General features: G+C 75.8%; 17 protein-coding genes. 7 read left to right on the top strand and 10 right to left on the bottom strand.

The features are described from left to right. The first annotated feature begins 34 nt into the window (after nt 1–34). Nucleotides 35–1,396 carry a DUF2252 domain-containing protein gene (locus ABZ449_RS14430; protein WP_360345410.1) on the top strand — a complete coding sequence of 454 codons (1,362 nt, stop codon included), beginning with the start codon at nt 35–37 and terminating at the stop codon, nt 1,394–1,396. A gap of 59 nt (nt 1,397–1,455) precedes the next feature. Here the strand turns inward: ABZ449_RS14430 and ABZ449_RS14425 are convergent, their stop codons facing one another. The 4 genes from ABZ449_RS14425 to ABZ449_RS14410 form a co-directional block, all read right to left on the bottom strand. Next, on the bottom strand, nt 1,456–2,148 hold the full coding sequence (locus ABZ449_RS14425) for an alpha/beta fold hydrolase (RefSeq protein ID WP_360345317.1): 693 nt from the start codon (nt 2,146–2,148) through the stop codon (nt 1,456–1,458). A 28-nt stretch (nt 2,149–2,176) separates the two neighbouring features. Next, nucleotides 2,177–3,766, bottom strand: a complete 1,590-nt coding sequence (locus ABZ449_RS14420; RefSeq protein WP_360345315.1) for an MFS transporter — start codon at nt 3,764–3,766, stop codon at nt 2,177–2,179. Further along, the gene (locus ABZ449_RS14415; RefSeq protein WP_360345313.1) at nt 3,763–4,326 is read right to left on the bottom strand and encodes a helix-turn-helix domain-containing protein; all 564 of its coding nucleotides are present in this window, start codon (nt 4,324–4,326) and stop codon (nt 3,763–3,765) included. Before ABZ449_RS14415 ends, ABZ449_RS14420 begins: the two co-directional genes overlap by 4 nt. A 115-nt stretch (nt 4,327–4,441) precedes the next feature. Next, nucleotides 4,442–5,098 carry a hypothetical protein gene (locus ABZ449_RS14410; protein WP_360345311.1) on the bottom strand — a complete coding sequence of 219 codons (657 nt, stop codon included), beginning with the start codon at nt 5,096–5,098 and terminating at the stop codon, nt 4,442–4,444. Nucleotides 5,099–5,367: 269 nt separating this feature from the next. On the opposite strand from ABZ449_RS14410, the gene ABZ449_RS14405 reads away from it, so the two are divergent. Continuing rightward, entirely contained in the window at nt 5,368–6,630 is a 1,263-nt protein-coding gene (locus ABZ449_RS14405) for a DUF5685 family protein (protein WP_360345309.1), read from the top strand. 4 nt (nt 6,631–6,634) lie between these two features. On the opposite strand, the gene ABZ449_RS14400 is transcribed toward ABZ449_RS14405, so the two are convergent. Together ABZ449_RS14400 and ABZ449_RS14395 are read right to left on the bottom strand one after the other, a co-directional pair. Then, complete coding sequence (locus ABZ449_RS14400; protein ID WP_360345308.1) at nt 6,635–6,847, bottom strand: hypothetical protein; 213 nt, start codon at nt 6,845–6,847, stop codon at nt 6,635–6,637. Continuing rightward, a complete protein-coding gene (locus tag ABZ449_RS14395; protein WP_360345306.1) occupies nt 6,840–6,983 on the bottom strand; it encodes a hypothetical protein in 144 nt (47 codons plus the stop codon). The genes ABZ449_RS14400 and ABZ449_RS14395 overlap by 8 nt, the downstream gene beginning before the upstream one ends. A 98-nt stretch (nt 6,984–7,081) precedes the next feature. Between ABZ449_RS14395 and ABZ449_RS14390 the strand changes: the two genes are divergently transcribed. Further along, entirely contained in the window at nt 7,082–7,867 is a 786-nt protein-coding gene (locus ABZ449_RS14390) for an SDR family oxidoreductase (RefSeq protein WP_360345304.1), read from the top strand. A gap of 31 nt (nt 7,868–7,898) precedes the next feature. Here the strand turns inward: ABZ449_RS14390 and ABZ449_RS14385 are convergent, their stop codons facing one another. Next, complete coding sequence (locus ABZ449_RS14385; protein ID WP_360345302.1) at nt 7,899–8,462, bottom strand: TetR/AcrR family transcriptional regulator; 564 nt, start codon at nt 8,460–8,462, stop codon at nt 7,899–7,901. A gap of 100 nt (nt 8,463–8,562) precedes the next feature. On the opposite strand from ABZ449_RS14385, the gene ABZ449_RS14380 reads away from it, so the two are divergent. After that, nucleotides 8,563–9,045 carry a nuclear transport factor 2 family protein gene (locus tag ABZ449_RS14380; RefSeq protein WP_360345300.1) on the top strand — a complete coding sequence of 161 codons (483 nt, stop codon included), beginning with the start codon at nt 8,563–8,565 and terminating at the stop codon, nt 9,043–9,045. Nucleotides 9,046–9,281: 236 nt separating this feature from the next. Further along, entirely contained in the window at nt 9,282–10,352 is a 1,071-nt protein-coding gene (locus ABZ449_RS14375; protein WP_360345298.1) for a hypothetical protein, read from the top strand. A gap of 320 nt (nt 10,353–10,672) precedes the next feature. Here the strand turns inward: ABZ449_RS14375 and ABZ449_RS14370 are convergent, their stop codons facing one another. After that, nucleotides 10,673–11,569: an alkaline phosphatase family protein gene (locus ABZ449_RS14370; protein ID WP_360345296.1), complete on the bottom strand. Its 897-nt coding sequence runs from the start codon at nt 11,567–11,569 to the stop codon at nt 10,673–10,675. Nucleotides 11,570–11,902: 333 nt separating this feature from the next. Between ABZ449_RS14370 and ABZ449_RS14365 the strand changes: the two genes are divergently transcribed. Continuing rightward, on the top strand, nt 11,903–13,171 hold the full coding sequence (locus tag ABZ449_RS14365; RefSeq protein ID WP_360345294.1) for a serine hydrolase domain-containing protein: 1,269 nt from the start codon (nt 11,903–11,905) through the stop codon (nt 13,169–13,171). A gap of 124 nt (nt 13,172–13,295) precedes the next feature. On the opposite strand, the gene ABZ449_RS14360 is transcribed toward ABZ449_RS14365, so the two are convergent. Both ABZ449_RS14360 and ABZ449_RS14355 read right to left on the bottom strand, forming a co-directional pair. After that, complete coding sequence (locus ABZ449_RS14360) at nt 13,296–15,680, bottom strand: tetratricopeptide repeat protein (protein ID WP_360345292.1); 2,385 nt, start codon at nt 15,678–15,680, stop codon at nt 13,296–13,298. Nucleotides 15,681–16,020: 340 nt separating this feature from the next. Further along, entirely contained in the window at nt 16,021–18,684 is a 2,664-nt protein-coding gene (locus ABZ449_RS14355) for a BTAD domain-containing putative transcriptional regulator (RefSeq protein WP_360345290.1), read from the bottom strand. Between the two features lie 349 nt (nt 18,685–19,033). Between ABZ449_RS14355 and ABZ449_RS14350 the strand changes: the two genes are divergently transcribed. Continuing rightward, nucleotides 19,034–21,895 (top strand): BTAD domain-containing putative transcriptional regulator, encoded by a 2,862-nt coding sequence (locus tag ABZ449_RS14350; protein ID WP_360345288.1) that lies wholly within the window; start codon nt 19,034–19,036, stop codon nt 21,893–21,895. Nucleotides 21,896–21,985: the final 90 nt, after the last annotated feature.

The following is a 21,985-nucleotide window of genomic DNA, read 5'->3' as shown; positions in this document are numbered from 1 at the left end:
GGGAACGGACGGGCGGACCCGGCGCGGATTCGCGGTGGCCGGGTTCGCCTCGGCGCAGGACGGGAGGGCGCGGGAGCGCGGCAAGGAGCTGCGGACGCGGGTGCCCCGGGAGCAGCACGCGGAGTTCACGCCCGCGCCCGACCGGCCGACCGCCGTGTCCGCGCTGGAGGCCTCCAACACCGGCCGAATAGCCCGGCTGGTGCCGATCCGGGTCGGCCGGATGGCCGCGAGCCCGTTCGCGTTCCTGCGCGGATCGGCCGGGCTGATGGCCGCCGACCTCGCGGGCACCCCGGTGACCGGCATCGACGCGCAGCTGTGCGGGGACGCGCACGCCGCCAACTTCGGCCTGTACGGCGATGCCCGCGGCCAGATCGTGCTGGACATCAACGACTTCGACGAGACCGTCCGCGGCCCCTGGGAGTGGGACCTCAAGCGGCTCGCCGCCAGCCTGGTGCTGGCCGCCCGGGAGACCGGAGCGAGCGCGACCACCGCGCGTGAGGCCGCCCAGCACGTGGCCGGCTCCTACCGCCGGACCGTCCGCACGCTCGCCAAGCTCCCCGGGCTGGACGCCTGGAATGCCGTCGCGGACGAGCAGTTGGTCTCCTTCGCCGAGGCGCACGACCTCGCCGAGGTGCTGCGCAAGGTCGGCGCGAAGGCGCTCGGCAACACCAGCGCGCGGTTCGCCGCCCGCAGCACCGACCGCACCGAGGACGGCGGTTGGCGTTTCACGGCCGCTCCCCCGGTGCTCACCGAGGTGACCGACGAGACCGCCCGCTCCGTCGCGCACGCGCTCGGCCCGTACGTCGAGACGGTGCCGGCCGAGGTGCGCACCCTGCTGTCCCGCTACCGGGTGCAGGACGTGGCGTTCCGGGTGGTGGGCACCGGCAGCGTGGGCACCCGCTCGTACGTGGTGCTGCTCACCGACCACCGGGACCAGCCGCTGGTGCTGCAGGTGAAGGAGGCGCGTCCGTCCGCGCTGCTGCCGTACCTGCCGACCGGAGCGCGGTCCGTGCCGGACGGCCACGAGGGCCGCCGGGTGGTGCTCGGGCAGAAGCACATGCAGGTGGTCAGCGACACCCTGCTGGGCTGGACCACCGTCGACGGACTCCCGTACCAGGTGCGGCAGTTCCGCAACCGCAAGGGCAGCGTCGACCCGGCCGCCCTGCAGCCGTCCCAGCTGGACGACTACGCCCGGATCACCGGCGCCCTGCTGGCCCGGGCGCACTCGCACACCGTCGACCCGGGCCTGCTGGCCGGGTACTGCGGCAAGAGCGAGGCGCTGGACGAGGCGGTCGCCGCCTTCGCGGTGGCCTACGCGGACCGCACCGAGGCCGACCACGCCGACCTGCTGACGGCGGTGCGCAACGGGCGGCTGCCCGTCGAGCACGGCGTCTGACCCACCCGGCCGGCGGGGCCTCGCCGATCAGCGGCTCGGCGGGCTCGCGGGCCCGCCGATCAGCGGGCCAGGAACGGCGCCACCGCGGCGACGAACTCGGCGGGCCGGGCACCGTGCACCAGGTGCCCGGCCTCGACGGTGACCAGGCGGCAGTCCGGGATCAGCCGGGCGAGTTCGGCGATCCGCTCCTGCGGGATGTGGCTGGCCGGGCCGCCGGCCACCGCCAGGGTGCGGGCGGTGATCCTCGCCAGCCCCGCCCGCCAGGCCGGGTCCGGGTCGTCGAGCTGGGCCCGGACCGCCCGGACCATCGCCCAGTCGAAGTGCACGTCCGGGTCCGGATCCTCGGGCAGCGCGCTCGCCGGGCGCGGGTACAGCGCGGGAACGTCCTCCAGGACGAGCCGCTCGATCCGCTCCGGCACGGCCTGCGCGAGCAGGCAGGCGACGGCGCCGCCCATCGAGTGGCCGGCCAGGTCGACGCGGGCGAGGCCGAGGGCGTCGAGGAAGGCCAGCACGTCGTCCCGCATCGCTTCCAGCGAGTAGCGGGCGGTGCGGCCGCTGCCGCCGTGACCGCGCAGGTCGAGTGCGTACACATGGTAGCCGGGGGCGAGGTCGGGCAGGACGGTGTCCCAGTCGGCGGCGCGTTCGCCGAGGGCGTGGAGCAGTACCAGGGGCGGGCCGCCGGGCCGTCCGCTCTCGCGGTAGGCGAGCGTCACCTCGGGCAGGTCCACGGTCAGGTTCCGTACGTCGGTCATGCCCGCCACGGTACGCACGGACCACCGGCTAGCGGACCGGAGTTCGCCCTCGGCTCATCGCGGCCGGCTCGCCCTCGCGCTGCTCGCGGGCGGTGGCGCGGCCGGCGAGCACCGAGGCCAGGACGGCGAGTGCGGCCACCGCGGCACACACCACGCTCGCCGTCAGGTAGGCGGAGCGGTGCCCGCCGCCCGCGGCGGTCTCCCGCAGGTAGACCCCGGACAGCGCCGAGATCGCGACGGCCGCCGCGATCCGCTGGGCCATCTGCAGGATCGCCCCGCTCACCCCGGCCGCCTCGGCGGGCGCGTGGCGCAGCACGTACGCCTGGTTGGTGGAGCCCATCAGGCCGACCGAGGCGCCGCCGAGCAGCTGCATCAGCGCCAGCAGCCAGGGCAGCACGGCGGCGGGCGCCCAGTGCGCGAGCAGTCCGCTGAGCAGCATGCCGAGCGCGGAGCCGACCAGCCCGACGGTGACGGTGCGTCGGCCGTAGCGCTGGACGACCCGCCAGGCGAGCGCCGAGGCCACGCCCATGGCCACGGCCGAGGGCAGCGCGACCAGCGCGGCGCCCATCGGGGAGAGGCCGAGGCCGTCCTGGAGGAACATGGTCAGGACCAGCGAGGCGGCGAGCGAGGAGCCGAACTGGGCCATCGCGGTGGCCGTCCCGAGCGCGTACGGCGCGGAGCGGGTGAGCGCCGGGTGGATCAGCGGGTGGCCGCCGGCCCGGGCGTAGCGGCGCTGCCACCACGCGAGCGCGCCGAGCAGCAGCAGGGCGGCGGCAGCGAAGGCGAACCAACCGGTCCAACCGGGCGGCCGGACGAAGGGCAGCATCAGGGCGAGGGTGAGCGCCCCGACCAGCAGCAGGCCGAGGAGGTCGAGATTGGCGTTCCGCGCGCTGGGGCGGGGCTTCGGCAGGTGACGGACCGCCAGGACGACGGTGGCCAGACCGAAGGGGACGTTGAGCAGGAAGGTCATCCGCCAGCCGGCCTCGGGGCCGGCCAGGGCCAGCACGGCGCCGCCGATCGGCGGGCCGAGCGCGAAGGCGAGGCCGCCGGTGACGGCGTACATGCCGAGGGCGCGGGCCCGCAGCTGGCCGTCGAAGACGTCCTGGAGGGTGCCGATCATCTGGGAGTTGACCAGGCCGGCGCCCGCGCCCTGGAGCAGCCGGGCGGCGATCAGCACCCCGGGCTCGGTGGCGGTCGCGGAGACCAGGCTGACCAGGGTGAACAGGGCGAGGCCGGTGACGAAGAACCACTTGCGGCCCTTGACGTCGCCCAGCCGCCCGCCGGGGATCAGCGCGAGGCCGAAGGCGAGCGAGAAGCCGGCGACGATCCACTGGAGGTCGGCGGGCCCGGCGTGCAGGGTCTCGCGCATGGCGGGGATGGAGGTGTTGAGGACGGACTGGTCGAGCAGCGTGGTGAAGCCGCCCGCGACGCAGACCAGCAGGACCCGGCGCCCGGCGGCGTCGAAGCGCTCCTTCGGGTCCTCGGCCTGCTTGGCGGCCTTCGGGTCGATGGCCTCCTTGGCGGCCTTGGCCTCCGTACGCGCCTCGGTCTCCGCGCGCGCCTCGGTCTTCCCGGGCCCCTCGGGCTGCCCGGCTATCGGGCCGGTGGCGGCGCTCACGGCTCGATCACCACCAGCGCGTACCGGGCCTCGCCCGGGCCGAGGCTGCGGAAGCGGCTGACGCCGCCGACGTGGCGCAGGCAGTCGCCGGGGCCGAGCGGCTGCGGCTCGCCCTCCACGGTCAGCTCCAGGTGCCCCTCGAACAGCCACAGGTGGTGCTCCCGGCCGGCCGTACAGGCGCGGCCGTAGGTGATGTCCGCGCCGGCCGGCAGCCGGCCCTCGATGATCTCCGCCCGCAGCGAGCCGTGCGGCGGGGAGACCGAGCGGCGGACGAAACCGGTCGTCACGTCCCGCCAGACCTGCTGCTCCCCGGCCCGCACCAGCCGCGCCGGGCCGGACTCCACCTCGGCGAGCAGCCGCGACATGGTCCGCCCGTACACGGCGCACAGCCGGCCGAGCAGCGCGGCCGTCGGACTGACCTCCGCCCGCTCCACCCGGGACAGCGTCGACCGGCTGACGTCCGCCAGCCGTGCCAACTCCTCCAGCGTCCACCCGCGTTCCAGCCTCAGCTCGGCGAGGCGTTGCGCCAGCCGCTCGTCGGCGGCCGTGTCGATTCCCATATTCGCGATGCTATCCCGGATATGAGATCCACTCACCGGGCTCCAGGGCTCCGCTCACCCCTGGGCGACGGACGGCGGCGACGGACGACCGGCGGCGGGCGGCGGGCGGAACCCGCTAGTCGCAGGTGTGGAACGTGCAGAGACGCACCTCCACGACCCCCGGTACTCGCAGGATCTGCTCCTTGAGCGCATCCCGGCTCTGCCCCTGTGCGAAGACCCTGGGCATTCCCACGACGAGTTCGAGGCGACCGACCGGCCACACACCGACCGCGGCCGACGTGGCGCCGTAGTCCCGGAGCCGCGTCTTCCGCAGCTCGAAGTCCCGGTCGTCGTACCGGCCGCCGGGGTCGAGCGTCGCGTGGAAGGTGGGCGGTGGCTCGTTGTCGGGGTCCTGCGTCCCGCGGACGAACAGGGTCACGACCGCCGCCGCGACCACCGCGGCCACGAGCGGCACGGTGAGGGCGAACCGCGCACCCGGCCGGTTGTCGCGGTCCGCGAAGGTGGCGACGATCAGCAGCAGGCCCGCCGGGATGAACAGGAACATCCCGACGATGGTGCCGATCACCGCCCAGGCCAGCAGGCCCGTCCCGACGACGAGACAGGCCCGGGCGAAGCTCCTCGGGCTCTCCCGCGCGGCGAGCGGGAAGAAGGCCGCGATCGCGGTGATCACGAAGAGCCCGGCGAAGGGCCCGGCGAGGACGGTCCCCAGGCCCGTCGCGAGCACTGCCGCCACCACCGCGGCGACGGCCCACCCCCACTGACAGGACGACACCCGCCGAACCTCGGCCACCCGAGCCACCCCCTTGAACGCGTTCAATTGAACACGTTCAAGATACGCCATCCGCACGGCGGCGCAAGAGCCGGGATGCGAACCGGTTCGCGGGACGGGAAGGGGATCCGGGCATGGGCACTGCCGACCGACGGCCGTGAGCCGTCCCGGCCCGGGGGACTTGACGGGGCCTCGGCCCGAAAGAGCTGCTGATCATATGATGTGCCGCGAATCGTGGCCGGTCGGCGGCCCGTGAGGCGAGGGGGACCAGCGTGTTCGGCATCATCAGACCGTGCAGGCATCGACTGTCCGAGCGCTTGCAGACCTCCTGGATGGCCCACCTGTGCGGGCTCTGCCTCGCACTGCGGGACGACCACGGACAGCTCGCCCGGACGGCGACCAACTACGACGGCCTGATCATCTCCGTGCTGGTCGAGGCCCAGGCCGCCCGGGAGGACTCCTCCTGGCGCCGCACCGCCGGGCCCTGCCCGCTGCGCGGCATGCGGACCGCCTCCGTCGCCAAGGGCGAGGGCGCCCGGCTCGCCGCCGCCGTCTCGCTGGCGCTCGCCTCGGTCAAGATCCGCGACCACGTCGAGGACCGCGACGGCGTCTTCGCCCGCCGCCCGGTCGCCGCCGGGGCCCGGGCCGTCACCCGTCGCTGGGACCGTCAGAGCGCGGGCAGCGCCTCGACGGTCGGCTTCGACACCGCCGTGCTGCTCGACGCGGCCTCCCGGCAGGGCGAGTTGGAGCGCTCACTGCGGCCCGGCGGGTCCGTCCTGCTGGTCACCGAGCCCACCGAGACCGCCACCTCGGCCGCCTTCGCGCACACCGCCGCGATCGCCGGGCGCCCCGGCAACGCCGCCCCGCTCGCCGAGGCCGGGCGGCTGTTCGGCCGGCTCGCCCACCTCCTCGACGCCGCCGAGGACCAGGCCGCCGACGCGGCCTCGGGCGCCTGGAACCCGCTGACCGCCACCGGCACCGACCGCGCCGAGGCCGAGCGGCTCTGCCGCGACGCCGTCCACGGCATCCGGCTCGCGCTGCGCGAGGTCGAACTCGCCGACCGCACCCTGGTGCACGTGCTGCTCGCGCACGAGACCGAGCGGGCGGTGGACCGGGTCTTCGGCCCGGCCCGGCACGGAACCAGCTGCCGCCGGCCGGACGCTCCGGACACCACCACCGGCGAGCACCCCCACCAGGCCCCGCCGCAGGAGGCTCCGCCCGGCCAGGCACCCGTCCCCCCGTGGGTGCCGCAGGGCCCGGGCTTCACGCCGCCCGGCGAGAAGCCGCCGAACCCGCGCAACCTGCTCGCCGGGTGCGCGATGTGGGCACTGATGGCCTGCACCTGCCAGCTGCTCTGCTGCGATCACGAGGACCCGTTCAGCCGCGAGCGCCGCGAAGGCTTCTGCGCGCGGAACGACTGCGGCGAGTGCTGCAACTGCCCCGACTGCAGCGGCTGCGGTGACTGCTGCAACTGCTGCGACGGGGACTGCTGCGACGGTTGCGACTGCTGCTCGTGCGACTGCGGCTGCAGCTGAGCGGTCAGCCCGCCGGCTCTGCGCCGGCCCGCCCTCCCTGGCCGGGTTGACCCGCCCGACCGGCCACCACCGGCCCGGGGTGCCCCCGCAGCACCCCGGGCCGGTCCGCGTTCCGGTCGTCCGCGTTCCAGCTCGTCCCGGCCTCGCCCCGCCGCCACAGCGGCAGCACCGCCACCGGCAGGACCGCCGGCGGGCACAGCTCGGCGCACTCAGGCATCGCGCCCCGCCGCCTTCCGGTCCACCGCCAGCGAGTCCTCCAGCCGTGCCAGCAAGTGCCGGAACCGCTCGGTGTCCTGCTCCGTCATCCGCCCCTCGGGCAAAGCCCCCGGCCGCTCGGCCGCTCTCTCGTCCATGCGCCCGAGACTAGGCGGCGGCGATCAATGGGCGATAAACGCCCGTTCGGGCGAAAACCGCTTGCCCGGTGCGGTCCGGCCCGGAACGATCGCGGCTCATGACACCCGGTCGGCACCACTCGACGCCCCGACTCCCCCGCCCGGTGGCCCTGGTGACGGGCGTGGGCCGGACGGTCGGCATCGGCGCCGGCATCGCCGGGCGGCTCGCGGCCTCAGGCTGGGACCTCGCCTTCACCCACTGGACGGACTACGACCGGCGGATGGCCTGGGGGGCCGAGGAGGACGCGGCGACGGACATCGCCCTGGACCTGCGCGAGCGCGGCGCCCGCGCGCTCCCGGTCGAGGCCGACCTGGCCGATCCACGGGCACCCGCACGGGTCTTCGCCGAGGCCGAGCAGCGACTCGGCCCGGTCACCGCCCTGGTGCTGTGCCACTGCGAATCGGTCGACTCCGGCCTGCTGGACACCACGGTCGAGAGCTTCGACCGGCACTTCGCGGTCAACGCGCGCGCCACCTGGCTGCTGGTCCGGGAGTTCGGCCGCCGCTTCGCCGGCGCCCCGGGCAGCGGCCGGATCGTCGCGCTGACCAGCGACCACACCGTGGGCGACCTCCCGTACGGCGCCGGCAAGGGCGCCCTGGACCGGATCGTGCTCGCCGCCGCCCAGGAGTTCGCCCACCTCGGGGTGACCGCCAACGTCGTCAACCCGGGCCCGGTGGACACCGGCTGGATGGACGGGGCGACCAGGACGGAGCTGCGCGGGCGGACTCCGCTCGGCCGGCTCGGCACCCCGCGCGACACCGCGCACCTGGTCGACTTCCTCTGCTCGCCGCAGGGGCAGTGGGTCAACGGGCAGCTGCTGCTGAGCAACGGCGGCCTGGCGTAGGCCCGTCCGGGCGGCCCGCGCGCGGCCGGGGCTACCGGTCCGGCGTCGCCTCCAGCAGCAGCCGGGCGGCCTCGCGGGCGTCGGCGGCGGCCGTCGGATCACCGTGGACGGCCGCGCTGGTGATCGCCCCCTCGGCCAGCAGGGTCAGGTGGACGGCCGTCGCGGGCGGGGCTCCGGCGGCCTCGGCCAGGCCCGCGAGGTAGCTGCCGAACTCCGTCTTGTGGTGCCGGGCGGCGGCCACCACCGCGGGGCTGACGGCGCCCAGTTCGCCGAGTGCGTTGACGAAGGCGCAGCCCCGGAATCCGGGTTCGGCGAACCACCGGCCGAGCCAGTCGAAGACCGCGAGCAGCTGCTCCCTCGGGGGGCCCCCGGTGCGCGAGACGTACACGGCGAGGTTCGCCCGCCAGCGGCCGTCGCGGCGCAGCAGGTAGGCCTCGACCAGCTCGCCCTTGGACGGGAAGTGCTGGTAGACGCGGCGCATGGTCATGCCGGAGGCGGCCCGGACGGCGTCCATGCCGACCACCTGGATGCCCTGCCCGTAGAACAGCTCCTCGGCCGCGTCGAGGATCCGGGTCCGCGGGTCCACCTGGTCCATCTGCTGTGCCCTTTGCGTGAGAACGATGGTTCTCCTATGGTAGCCACATCAGTGAGAACGATCGTTCTCACCAGTGGAACGTCCATTCCGAGGAGCATCCATGCCCGAGACCGGCACCGAGCAGCGCCCGCCCCTGCCCCCGTTCACCGAGGAGACCGCCCGACGGAAGGTCCGGGCCGCCGAGGACGCCTGGAACACCCGCGACCCCCGGCGGGTCGCCCTCGCCTACACGCCGGACAGCCGCTGGCGCAACCGCTCCGAGTTCCTCACCGGCCGCGAGCGGATCGCCGACTTCCTCACCCGCAAGTGGCGGCGCGAGCTCGACTACCGCCTGATCAAGGAGCTCTGGGCGTACGGCGGCGACCGCATCGCGGTCCGCTTCGCCTACGAGTGGCACGACGACGCCGGCCGCTGGTACCGCTCCTACGGCAACGAGAACTGGGAGTTCGACCAGGACGGCCTGATGGCCCGTCGGCACGCCTCCATCAACGACCTGCCCATCACCGCCGAGGAGCGCCTGTTCCACTGGCCGCTCGGCCGCCGCCCGGACGACCACCCGGGCCTCTCCGAGCTCGGCCTCTGAGCGGCTCCCCGGGGGCCGCGGCAGCCGGTGCCGCAGTCGGCGCCCCGCCCGTCGACGACCCGGCCGCGCCGGGCCAGGTCTCAAGGGCCATCCCTCCTGTCGCTCCTGACGGCCGTTCGGCTCCAGGCGTGACCGATACACGGCCGTGACGCCGTTACCGGACGCTGATCCTTTCGCCCGGGCGACGAGACCCGACCCACACGGGATCCTGACGTCCCGTGCCTACCGTGCGGGACATGTCGAAGACACCTGGAACACCGACCACCGGCCACGCTCTGCCCCGCAGGCTCGCCGCCGTGGGCGCCCTCCTGCTGAGTGCGACCACGGCGGCGGCGGTGCTGCCGCCGACCGCGGCCGTCGCCGCGGAGCGGGACACCGTCACCACCCGCTCCGGCGCCACGACCGCGCAGGAGCGCAGCCGGATCGACGCCTACTGGACGCCCGACCGGATGCGGCTGGCGGGCGCCCTGGTCCCCGAGATCACACCCGTGCCCGCGGACGACGACACCCCCGACGACCCGCGGCCGCTGCCCGCCGACACCCCGGACCCCGGGGCCGTCTGGACCCACGGCGGAGCGGTGGAGCGGAGCGTCGGCCGGCTCTTCTTCACCTTCTCCGACGGCTACGACGGCAGTTGCACCGCGACGGTCGTCAACAGCGCGAACCGCAGCACCGTCGTCACTGCGGCGCACTGCCTGCGGGGCGTCGGGGCGTCCGCGACCGACGACACCTGGACCCACAACCTCTACTTCGTGCCCGGCTACCGCAACGGGACCAAGCCGCTCGGCGGCTTCAGCATCAGGGCCGCGGCCACCTCCTCCCGCTGGGACGCCGATCCGGGCGGGACCACGTCGGAGGACGTCGCCGTGGCCGGCTACGACACCGGGGTCCTGGTGGCGAACCGTTCGGCCGACGGGCGGCGGGTCGCGGACGTCACCGGGAGCCAGCGGATCGCGTTCACCCCGCCCGCCGAGGCCGAATTCGTGCACGCCTTCGGGTACCCGAAGGACCGGCTGAACGATCCCGACGGCAGGTACACCGGCTCGCGCGTGATCCACTGCGCCGGGCCGGCCCACTCCGGCCCCAAGGCGCCGCTCCTGTGGGGCGGGACCTGCGACATGTCGCACGGGGCCAGCGGCGGCCCCCACTTCGCCCGGTTCGACCCCGCCACCGGGACCGGCACCGTGGTCGGCGTCACCACCACCACCGACGACGTGGCCGGCGGCCCGGCCGGCACCCTGTACGCCACCCGCTTCGGCGACAGCGCCCACCGCCTCTACGACTGGGCGCAGACCCGGACGAGCTGACCCCGGCCACACCGGTGGCCCGGTCGGCGCGCCGACCGGGCCACCGACACCGCGGGGTCCACGCCGGCCACAAGGGCGCTGCTGGTGGCGGCGGGGCTGGTGACACTGGTCTGCGCCGGCACGGCGGCGGTACCCGGGGTCGGGCGGCACGGTACACGGCCCGCGGCCGACGCCACTGCCGACAGTGCGGCCGACAGTGCGGCCGACGCCGGGCCCGAGCCGGTGACCGAGCCGGTGACCGAGCGGCCACCGGCTCGGGCCCGGGGCCAGGAGCAGGAAGAGGAGGAACGGGGATCAGGTCAGGGCCCGACCCCCGCGGCTCAGTTCCAGATGCCGGTGATGTCGGCGGCGGAGGCCGCGTTGCCCGCGTGGCCGGAGGCACCGGACAGGTCCTCCAGGGTGCGCAGCACGTTGTAGTGGTTGTAGGTGGTGGCGCTGCTGCTGCCGGGCGTCACGTGGGCGCCGTAGATCACGGTCGGGATCCGGTTGCCGGACAGCTTGTTGTCCTCGTCGAAGGTGACGACCAGCAGGCTGTTGTGGGTCTGCGCCCAGGTGGCGTACGCGCCCAGGTTGTTCTTGATCCAGGTGTCGCCGGTGCCGACCGAGCAGTCGTGCATGTCGCTGCAGAGGTTCGGCACCACGAAGGAGACGTTCGGCAGGGTGCTGTAGTCGGTCGGGAACTGGGCGAAGGTCTTCGCCGAGCTGAGCGGGACGTTGCCGAAGCCGAACCACGGGTTGTGCTTCTGGGCGTAGCTGCCGCTGCTGCACACGGTGCTGCCCTGGCTGGGCAGGGACTCGTTGTAGCTGGCCCAGGTCTTGCCGGCGGCGATGACCTCGGAGGCGAGGTTCGCGGCCTGGAAGCCACCGACCGTCACACAGCTGTCGTCGACGGTGCCCTGGGTGGAGCCGGAGAACAGCGCGTAGTAGTTCGGCTCGCTCGGGTGGGTGATGCCGAAGGACTGGGTGAGGTTGGCGCCGCCCGCCTTCAGGGTGTTGTTGATGTACGGGGCGCTGCTGCTGCCGATGACCTGGGTGTAGGCGTGGTTCTCCATCACCACGACGACGATGTGGTCGGGCGTGGGCAGCGCGGCGGCCTGGGCGGTGCTCGCGGTGGCCGCCCAGAGGCCGGCCGAGGCGGCGAGCAGGGCGACGGCGGAGCCGATCGCGGTCGCGGTGCGGCGGGAGCGGGGGCTCAGGGGCTTCGTGGACGAAGTCATGACAATTCCTCGGGTGGGAGACGGCCCGGCGAGCCGGGCTCGGGACGGGAGGTGCCTGCCGCCGGGATGCGGCGTCCGGGGTGCGCGCCGGCGGTGGTGCCGGGGCGCGAGCGCCCGAACAGCATGGGCCTCCCCGGTGGACGCGGGTAGGCCACGGCAGGTGAAACCTTGGCCCCGGAGTGGAAAACGAACGGTGCGCTCGCTGAATTCACCACCCACAACGCGAAATGCGGGCGAACCGGTTCACATTGCCACGGACCGCCCGGGCCCGTGATAGTGATCTTCGAACGGCGCGGTCCGACACCGCGTCAGCTCACGAGAGAACCGAGGAACATGGCGAAGACCAGCCTTCTGCGTCCGCTCGCGGTGGCCGCCGCCGGCGCCGTCCTGGTGGCGACCGGTGCCCTGCCCGCCGCGGCCGCCGGCCAGGACACCACCGCCCCGACCGCCCCCGACCTCGCCGGTGTGCGCGCCGCCCTGCAGGCCACCACCGCGGCGGGCGCCCCGGGCGCCTTCGCGGTGATCCGCGACCACGGCGACGGCGACCGGACCCGCTCGGTCAGCGTCGGCCTGGCCGACCTGGACGGGACCCCGATGAACTCCTCGTGGAGGTTCCGGGTCGGCAGCAACAGCAAGATGTTCACCGCCGTTCTCGTGATGCAGCTGGTGGAGGAGGGCCGGATCGACCTCGACCGGCCGCTGCGCGAGTACCTGCCCGAGGGCACCCTCCCGGAGGGCTGGACCATGACCGGCCGCCAGGTGATGGAGCACCGGGCCGGAATCTTCGACCACACCAACGACCTGCTGGAGCAGGCCGGCGAGGAGACCACCAGCGCCTTCGAGGCGCGCATCCGCAGCAAGGTCTACGACCCGCGCGAGCTGGTGGCGATGTCGGTCAAGCACGGCCTCCAGTCCACCCCGGGCAGCCGATACTCCTACTCCAACACCGACTTCGTGCTGATGGGCCTGGCCGTCGAGCACCTCACCGGCCAGCCGTTCCCGGAGGTGCTGAACGAGCGGATCATCCAGCCGCTCGACCTGAACAAGACCTCCTTCGTCGTGCCCGACCAGGAGATCCGCGGCGCCCACGTCACCGGCTACCTCACCCACGACGACCGCACCAAGCCGCTGCTGGACTCCACCGCGCAGACCGGCTCCTGGGTGTGGGCCGCCGGGGCCGTCATCTCGACCGCGGAGGACCTCGACCGCTTCCTGTCAGCGCTGACGGCCGGCGACAACGGTGGCCTCGTCTCGGACGCCTCGCTCCGGCAGATGACCGCCGCCGTGCCCACGCCCACCGCGAAGATCGCCTACGGACTGGGCCTGCGCCGCATCTCGCTCTCCTGCGGGGACGTGTACGGCCACGGCGGCATCGTGCAGGGCTTCAACAGCCAGTCCTTCACCACCCCGGACGGGCGGCGCAGCGTGGTGGTCTTCGCCAACGCCTCCAACAACGGCTCGGTGACCCAGGGCCTGATGAACACCCTGGAGCCGGCCTTCTGCGGCAAGCAGCCGACCGTCGCCCCGCGGACGGCCTTCGCGCCGGCCTCGGTCCCGGCCCCGGTCGACTCGCTGCCGGTGGTGGAGGACACCCGGATCTGACCGGTCCGCACCGGCCGGTTCGGCCCGAGCTCGCGCCCGTGACCGCGGGCGCGAGCACGGGCGTTGCGGGGTACGGCCGCTGCGGGGTACGGCCGTTGCCTGCGGCGCTCCCCGGGAGAGCCGGTCAGTGCCGGGCGCCGGCCGCGCGGGGGCCCTCCGCGCTCAGGTCGGTGAGCGCCTCGGTCAGCAGCTCGCGGGCCTCCTCGGCGCGGCCCTGCTCGATCAGCGCGGTGCCCAGCTCGGTCAGCGTCTTGGTCATGCTGTCCGGGCGGCCCACCGCCTCGAAGTGCACCAGGGCCTGCCGGTAGGCCTTCTCGGCGGCCGGCCAGCGCTTCAGCGCCGCACGGTCCAGACCGAGTTCGTGCGCGGTCATGGCCGCCAGCAGGTGGATCAGCGGCGAGGACCAGCGCTCCACCAGCTCCAGTGCCCCGGCGAGGGCCCGTCGGCGTGACTCCACCGCCTCCTCGGCCCGGCCGGACTCCCGCAGGCAGTTGGCGGCGCCCCGCAGGGTGACCAGCCGGCCGATCATCGCCGAGCGGTTGGCGACCTCGGCGAAGGCGTCCGCCGCCCGGTGGAAGGCGTCGGTCGCCTCGCGGTGCCGCTGGAGGTAGCGCAGACCCGAGGCGAGGTAGGTGAGCGCCCAGCCCTGCTGCTCCCGGTCGCCCACCGCACGGGCCAACTCCAGGCCCTCGGTCGCCAGTTCGATGCCACGCTGGTAGCGGTGCAGGCAGGTGACGTACGTCCAGGCCAGGTAGTTGACGTGCACCGCCTCGACCCGCTGGTCCCCGATCGCGCGGGCGGCGTCCGCCGACAGCTGGAACACCTCGGCCCAGATGCCCCAGCTCAGCAGCCGGTCGGAGAACCAGTGCATCGCCTCGGCGGTGTCCACCACCTCCCGGTACCGGCCGGCCAGTTGCGCCTGGTGCAGGGCGGCCAGCCACTCCGGGTGCTCGTACTCCAGCCAGGCGGCCGCCTCGGTGAGGTGCGCGGGCGCGGAGCCGCCGGTGTCGGACCCGTCCGTGGCGTGGTCGGGGTCGAACCGCAGTCCGTACTCGGCCGCCCGGCCGAGGATCCAGCGGCCGGCCCGGACGCGGGCCTCGGCCAGCTCCTCGGGCGTCTCGTCGGCGGCCAGCCGCTCGCCCGCGTAGAGCCGCACCAGATCGTGCAGGCGGTAGCGGTCCGGGGTGGCCGCCTGCATCAGTCCGGCGTCGACGAGCTGCTCCAGCACCAACTCGGTGCGGGCCGCCGACCGGCCCGCGTAGGCCGCGGCGATCTCCGCGGTGAAGTCCTGCCCGGCGGTCAACGCGCACCGGCGGAGAACGAGTTGGGACTCGACGGACAGCCGGCGGTAGGACAGCTCGAAGGCCGGGCGGACGGCCAGGTCGCCGGTTTCCAGCAGGTCCAGCCGGTTCTCCTCGGCGGTGAGCTGGCGCACCAGGTGGGCGACCGGCTGCTGTGGGCGGGCGACCAGGCGCTGCCCGGCGATCCGCAGCGCGAGCGGGAGGTAGCCGCAGAGCCTGGCCAGTTCGGCGGTGGCGTCCGGCACGGCCTCGATCCGCTCACGGCCGGCGATCCGGGCCAGCAGGCCGGCCGCCTCCGCCGGGGACAGCACGTCCAGGCTCAGCCGGTGCACCGACTCCAGGCCGGGCAGCACGTTGCGGCTGGTCACGATCGTCACGGCCGGGCCGGAGCCGGGCAGCAGCGGGCGCACCTGGCTCTCGTCGGCGGCATTGTCCAGCACCAGGACCAGCCGCCGCTCACGGACCAGCGCCCGGTAGAGGCCGGCCCGCTCCTCCGTCCCGGCGGGCACCGCGGCGTCGGCGACGCCCAGGGCGCGCAGCACCTGACCGAGCGCGTCCCGGGCCGGCAGCGGCTGCGGGGACATGCCGCCGAGGTCCAGCGAGAGCTGGCCGTCCGGGAAGCGTTCGGCCAGCGCGTGGGCGGCGTGCAGGGCGAACGAGGTCTTGCCGAGGCCGGGCTGACCGCTGACCACCACCACGCGCGGATGGGACGGCCGCTCGTCCTCGGCCAGCCGGGCGAGCAGGGTCAGGGCGTCCTCGCGGGCGGTGAAGTCGGCGATGTCGCGGGGCAGCGCGAGGGCGCTCTGGCCGCTCTCGGCGGGGGGCTCGGGCGGGGCGACGGCGCGGGGCACGTCCCGACGGGCGGTGGCGTCGCGCGCGGGGGCTTCGCGCCCGGTGGACCTGCGGGGCCGGGAGTGGCTCCCGGCGGGCGCCGAGCCCGGCCGCACCCCGCGCGGGCGTCCGGACTGCGCGGACCGGTCCAGCACCTCCGCCTGCGCACCGTCCAGCCCGAGCGCCTCGGCCAGCGCCCGCACGGTGCGCCGCTGGGGGCCACGGGTGCGGCCGCGCTCCATGTCCCCGAGGGCGCGCAGACTGACCCCGGCGGCCGCGGAGAGCTCCTCCTGGGTCAGGCCCGCCGCCACCCGGTGCCCGGTCAGCAGACGGCTGAACTCGTTCGCGTCCGTGTCCGTGCCGTCCCCGGCCGCCATGCCCCGCCCCCACTCACTCGGTCCTGCGCAGTTCCGCACTTCTGCCTGGAGTCTCCTCCGGCGGTTCGTTCCAGGCAGAAGTATGCCCGGGCGGACAAGTTCCTCCCACTCGCCCCCTCCGCAGGATATCCGCCCAGGTCAGAAGGGATGCGGATGGGCGGAAGGGCGTGTGCGGAGGTGGTTCCGCGAGGAGCGGGACGCCGGTAGTTCCGCCTGTGGTTCCGCCGACCGGCCAGCGGTTCTCCGCCACCGGCGGCCGGTCGTCCCGGCGGATTTCCGCCGACGGCGGCGGGGCGCGGGCGACGCGGAGCCGGGGACGGGGCCGGGGACGGGGCCGGGCCTACGCCAGGCGTCTCGCCTCGGCGCCCTCGGCGGTGCGGCCGAGGGCGTCCAGGAGGTCGGCGAGGAGGCCGTGGGAGCGGGCTTCGAGGGCCGGGTCGCCGACGGTGCGGCCGAGGGCGACGGCGAGCCGGGCGGAGGAGAGGGCGGCGTCCCGGCGGCCGAGCGCGTGCAGGGCGCGGGCCCGGCTGTGGGTGGCGAGGACGGCTTCGGCTCCGCCGGAGCGGGCGGTGGCGGCGCGCACCGCCTCGTCGGCGTGGTCCAGGGCGGGCCCGGGGTCGCCGGCCAGGACGAGGGCGTCGGCGAGGTCGGTGAGCGCGCGGACCAGCAGGTGGTCGGTGGCGGGGGTGCGGGCGGCGGCCACCAGGTCGCCGAGCATGGGCACCGCCCGCTCGTACCGGCCGGTCCGCAGCAGGGCGGCGGCCACCCGGCTGCGGCAGTGGTGGCGCAGTGCCGCGTCGCCGGCCCGGTCGGCGGCCTCGACGGCCCGTTCCAGCTGGTCGGCGGCGGTCCGGTGGGCCGCACGGTCGACGTGCAGGACGGCCAGGTCGGTGCCGAGCCGGGCGATCGCCGCCTCGTCCCGGTCCGCGTGCGCGGCGCGCAGCCCGGCTTCGACGACGGTCCGCCAGTGCGTCCGGTCGTGGCCGGTGGTCTCGTACAACCGCCCGACCCGGTGGGCGAGTCGCCAGGCCGCGGTGGGCCGTCCCTTCTGCTCGGCGCAGAGCACGACGGCGCGCAGGGCGCTCTCCTCGCGGCGGAACCAGGCGGCAGCGGGCCCGCTGCCCCCGGCCGCCGTGCCCCCGGCCGCCGTGCTCCCGCTCGCGGCGCCCTCGGCGGTCCAGCCGACGGTGACGTCGAGATAGTGGGCGATCAGCCGGTCGAGAGCCAGGTACCGTTCGTCGCAGGCGAGTTCGGCGGCCTGCGCGGCGGCGTGGCGACGGACCAGCTCGCGCCGGGCGTACCGGCCGGGGCTGGTCTCCTCCAGCAGGTGCACGGCGTCGAGCCGGGTCAGCAGGGTGCGGGTGGCGCCGGGCGGGAGGTCGGCGAGGGCGGCGGCGGTGTCGGTGCCGATCTCCGCGCCGGGGTGCAGGCCGAGCAGGGTGAACAGCCGGGCGGCGTCCGGCGCCAGCGTGCGGTACGTCCGGTCCAGCGCCGTGGTGAGGCCCAGCGGGCCCCGGTCGGTGCCGGCGCCGGCGCCGGAGAGGACGGCCAGGCCGGTCTGCTCGTCGGCGAGTTCGGCGGCGAGGTCGGCCGCGGACCAGTCGGGCCGGGCGGCCAGGCGGGCGGCGGCCAGGCGCAGCGCCAGCGGCAGGTGGTCGCAGCGTTCGGCGAGTTCGGCGACGGCCTCCGGCTCACCGGCCGTGCGGTCCGCGCCGAGGATGCGGGCGAGCAGGGCGGCGGCATCCTCGGGGCCGAGCGGGCCGAGCGGCAGCGGTGTGCCGCCGGTACGGACCAGCAGGTGGCGCAGCCGGCTGCGGCTGGTGACGACCGCGACCGGGGCGGGCTCGCTGTCGGTGGCCGGCGGGTCGGGCAGCAGCGGGGCGAGCTGCTCGTAGGAGGCGGCGTCGTCCAGCACGACCAGCATCCGCCGGCCGCCGACCAGTTCGCGGTAACGGCGGGCGCGGTCCTCGGGTCCGGCGGGCAGCGCGTCCGGGTCGACGCCGAGGGCGGTGAGGAACTCCCCGAGCACCTCCGCGGGTTCGCGCGGCCCGTCCGGGTCGAAGCCGCGCAGCTCGGCCTGGAGGATGCCGTCCGGGAAGTAGGCGTCGCCGCGCCGGGCCGTCCACTGCCGGACCAGGCTGGTCTTGCCGACTCCGGCGGGGCCGGTGACCAGGATCGGGCGGCCGTCCCGTGCGGCGGGCAACGCCTGGTCCAGACGGGCGAGTTCGGTGCCGCGGCCGACGAACCGGCGGTCGGCGGCGGGCCGGGCGCCGGACTGCTCCCCGGCCCGCCGCAGCTCAGCGCCGGGCGGCCGGCCGAGCCGGGCCACCGCGTGCTCGTAGCGCTCCCGCGCCTCGGCGCTCCGCCCGTCCTGCTCCAGGCAGCGCACCAGCCGGGCGGTCAGCGTCTGCCGGGCGGGGTGGCCGTCGGCGGCCTCGGCGAGCTCGGCGGCCAGCTCGCCGCCCCGGCCCGCCCGGAGCAGGCCGTCGGCCAGCCGCTCCAGGGTGCGCAGCCGCAGGTCGGTCAGGTGCGGGAGGGTCCGCTCGCGCAGCAGGGCGGAGCCGCAGTCGGCGAGCGCCGGGCCGCGCCAGAGGTCCAGCGCGGCGCGCAGCAGGGGCAGCGTGCGCTCCGACGAGGCGTCCCCGGGCGGGCCGGCGGGCTCGGGGAGCAGCACGCCCGCCTGCTCGCAGAGCCGGCCGAAGCGCAGCACGTCGATCCGGTCGGGCTCACCGGCCAGCAGGTAGCCGGAGCCGCGGGTGTCGAGTTCCAGCCCGGGGCCGTCCAGCAGTTGGCGCAGCGCCGCGACGTGGCCCTGCAGGGCGGCCCGCGCGGTGGGCGGCGCGCAGCCCTCCCAGACCAGCTCGATCAGCTCCTCGGTGGCCACCGTACGGTTCAGTCGTACGGCGAGCGCGCTCAGCAGTGCCCGGCGCTTGGGCGCCGAGGGCGTCACCGCCGTCCCGTCCTCGCGCCGCACCACCACCGGTCCGAGCAGATCGATGTGCACGCGCCCGTTCCCCTCCCCCACCATCGACTTCCCGGCCCGATCGAGGATAGGGCCGACCAGGCCTTTCCCACCGGGCCGGGGTCCTTGGCGCCGGCCGGGGTCCTTCCCGTCGGCCCCCTCCTTCGCACCGGGTCGGACCCCTCTTCGGGCACCGTACCGAGGGGGTGCGACACCCACGTGCCGGTTCACCCGCCCGCCGACGCAACCTTCGGCCGCCCCCACGGCGTCCACCGGGGCGGGAGCGGTCGGCCGACATGGCTGGACATGTTCTCGCACTACACTGCTCCACCCCGAGGGCCGTCGGGCACTTCGGGTGTGATGCGTGGTTTGCGGTGAGGTGGGGGTACTGGTGCGGATTCGGCTGCTCGGGCCGGTGGAGTTGCGGGTCGGGGCAGACGGCTTCGCGAGCGTGGCGGGCGCGCAGCGGCGGGCCGTGCTGGCGCTGCTGGCGCTGCGGCTGGGGCACCTGGTCACCGTCGACCAGCTGTGCGAGCTGCTGTGGGACGAGCAGCCGCCGCCGAGCGCGCGGGCGGCCGTGCAGGGGCACGTCGCCGCACTGCGCAAGGTGCTCGCCTGCACGCCGTTCGAGCTGCACACCCGGGACTCCGGCTACCTGCTGACCGGGCCGGCCGACGAGGTGGACGCGCTGCGCTTCGAGGAGCTCACCGGCGCGGCCGACCGGCTCGCCGGCGGTGGCGACGGCAGAGCCGCGGTCGCACGGCTGGAGGAGGCGCTGCGGCTGTGGCGCGGCGAGGCGCTGGCCGACCTGCCCGACACCCCGTTGCGCTCCGCCGCGGTGGACCGGCTGCAGCAGTCCCGCACCGCCGCCCTGCTCCGCTGGGCCGGGCTGCGGCTGGGCCAGGGCGCCGGGGCCTCGGCCGTACCGCTGCTGGAGCAGGGCGTCCGGACGGACGGGCTGCGCGAGGAACTGGTGGCGCTGCTGATGCGCTGTCTGCGCCAGGCGGGCCGGCCCGCCGAGGCCCTGACCGCCTACCACCAGGCCCGGGTGCGGCTGGCCGAGGAGCTGGGCCTCAACCCCGGCCCGGCGCTGCGGGCGGCGCTCGCCGAGGTGCTGGCCGACGACCGCACGGTGGAGCCGCCGCTGCTCGCTCCCCCGGCCGCCGAACCGGCGCCGCAGGCCGCGGCGGAACCGCAGGCCCCCCGAGTGCCGCGCCAACTGCCGCGCCGCCACCCGGACTTCGTCGGCCGCGCCGGCGAGCTCGCCCGACTCGACCGGGCCTGCGGGCCGGGCCCCGGCTGGGTCGGCCGGGTCTCGGACGGCCCGGTGCTGGTGGTCGGCCCGGCCGGGGTGGGCAAGAGCGCGCTGGTCACCGCCTGGGCGCACCGGGCCGCCGACCGCTTCCCGGACGGCGTGCTCCACGCCGAGCTGCACGGCCTCGCCCCGGACGGCCCGGCCCGGCCCGAGGCCGTCCTGGCCGGCTTCCTGCGCGCGCTCGGCGTGCCGGAGGACGGCATCCCCGCCGAGCGCGCCGCCCGGGCCGCCCTCTACCGCGAACGCACCGGGGGCCGGCGGCTGCTGGTGCTGCTGGACGACGCCGCCGATGCCGACCAGGTCGCCGACCTGCTGCCCGCGGGCCCGGCCGGCACCGCCGTGGTCACCGGCCGGGGCTCGCTGGAGGGCCTGGTCGCCCTGGAGGGAGCGACCCTGCTGAGCCTGGCCGCGCTGCCCGAGGACGACGCCCTGGACCTGCTGGAGCGCACGCTGACGCCCGCGCGGCTGCGCGCCGAGCCCGAGGCCGCCGCCCGGCTCGCCGGGCTCTGCGACCACCTGCCGCTCGCCCTGCGGATCGCCGCCTCCCGGCTGGCCGCCCGGCCGGACTGGACGATCGCCGAACTGGTCGCCGAACTCGCCGACGAGCGGACCAGGCTGGCCGTCCTGGACGCCGACGGCACGCTCTCCGTCGCGGGCCGGCTGCGGCTGACCCACCGCCGGCTCTCCGGACCCGCGGCCGAACTGCTGACCGTCCTGGCCGCCCACCCCGGCCGCGAGGTGGACACGGCGGCGAGCGCCGCGCTGCTCGGCAGCGACACCGCCACCGCCCACCGGGCACTCGGCGAACTGACCTCCCACCACCTGCTGACCGGCACCTCGCCCGGGCGCCACGTCCGCACCGACCTGGTCCGGCTGTACGGCACCGGACTGCTCGCCGAACGGCCCGAGCGGCACCGGCGGCTGCTGCGCGAACGCCTGGCCGACCACTACCTCACGGTCCTTCGGCACTGCGGCTCCTTCCTCGACCCCGGCCAGGAGGACACCGCCCCGCCCGGCGGCCCGGCGCAGACCCTGCCGGCCGTCGCCGACATCCGCACCGCGCTCGACTGGTTCGACACCGAGGAGCCGGCGATCTCCGCGCTGGTCGCCTCCCCCGGCACCGACCCGGCCCGCGCCTGGCGGCTCGCGCTGACCTGCGGCTCGCTCTACTACGGCGCCAGCCGCTTCACCGACTGGCTCGCCTGCGCCCGGCTGGGGCAGGCGGCGGCCGAACGGTGCGGCGACCCGGTCGCGGTCGCCCTTCTGCTCAACTGCCGGGCGCAGGCCCTGGTCGCGCTGGAACGCCGGCAGGAGTCCGCGGAGGCGGCCCGCAGGGCGGTGGCCGCCGCCGAGTCCGCGACCGGGCCCGCGGCCGCCTCCGCGCACGTCCGGGCGCTCGCCACGCTGGCCCTGGTCACCGCGATGCTCGGCCACTCCGCCGAGGCCGAACGGCTGGCGGCCTCCGCCACCGCGCTCGCGCTGGAGTCCGGCGACCGCCGGCGGCTGGTCGACGCCAAGGTGCACCAGGGCTCGGTGAGCCTGTCCACCGGGGACCGGGAGGGCGCCCAGCGCCGGTCCCGGGAGGCCCGGGAGCTGCTGCCCGCCACGCCCGTCACCCAGGTCCACCTCTGGTCGCTGCTGACCGAGGCGCAGGCCCTCCCGCCGACCGTCCGCGACGACGCCGCCGACCTCGCCTGGCACCGGCTGCTCGCCGCCTGCGAGGAGGCCGGCCTGCTGTACGTGCACGCCCTGGCCGAACAGTCCTACGCCGCCCACCTGTTGGCCCGGGGCCGGGAACCGGAGGTGCGCGCCCGGCTGCGCTCGGCGCTGGACCGCTTCCGCTCGCACGAACGGCGCGCGGGCTACCGGAGCGGGTTCACCACCGGCCTGGAGGAGTCGCTCGACCTCCGCTCCGGCCGGCGGCCGACGGACGACTGACCCGACCGACGAACGCCGCCCGGCCGACAGACGGCTGGCCCGACCGACGAACGGCGCCCGGCCCGCGAACCGCTGCCCGGCCCGCGAACG

Origin of the sequence: Kitasatospora sp. NPDC005856, assembly GCF_040629945.1 — a bacterium.
Taxonomy (GTDB): Bacteria; Actinomycetota; Actinomycetes; order Streptomycetales; family Streptomycetaceae; genus Kitasatospora.
This window is presented reverse-complemented; position numbering and strand designations above follow the sequence as displayed.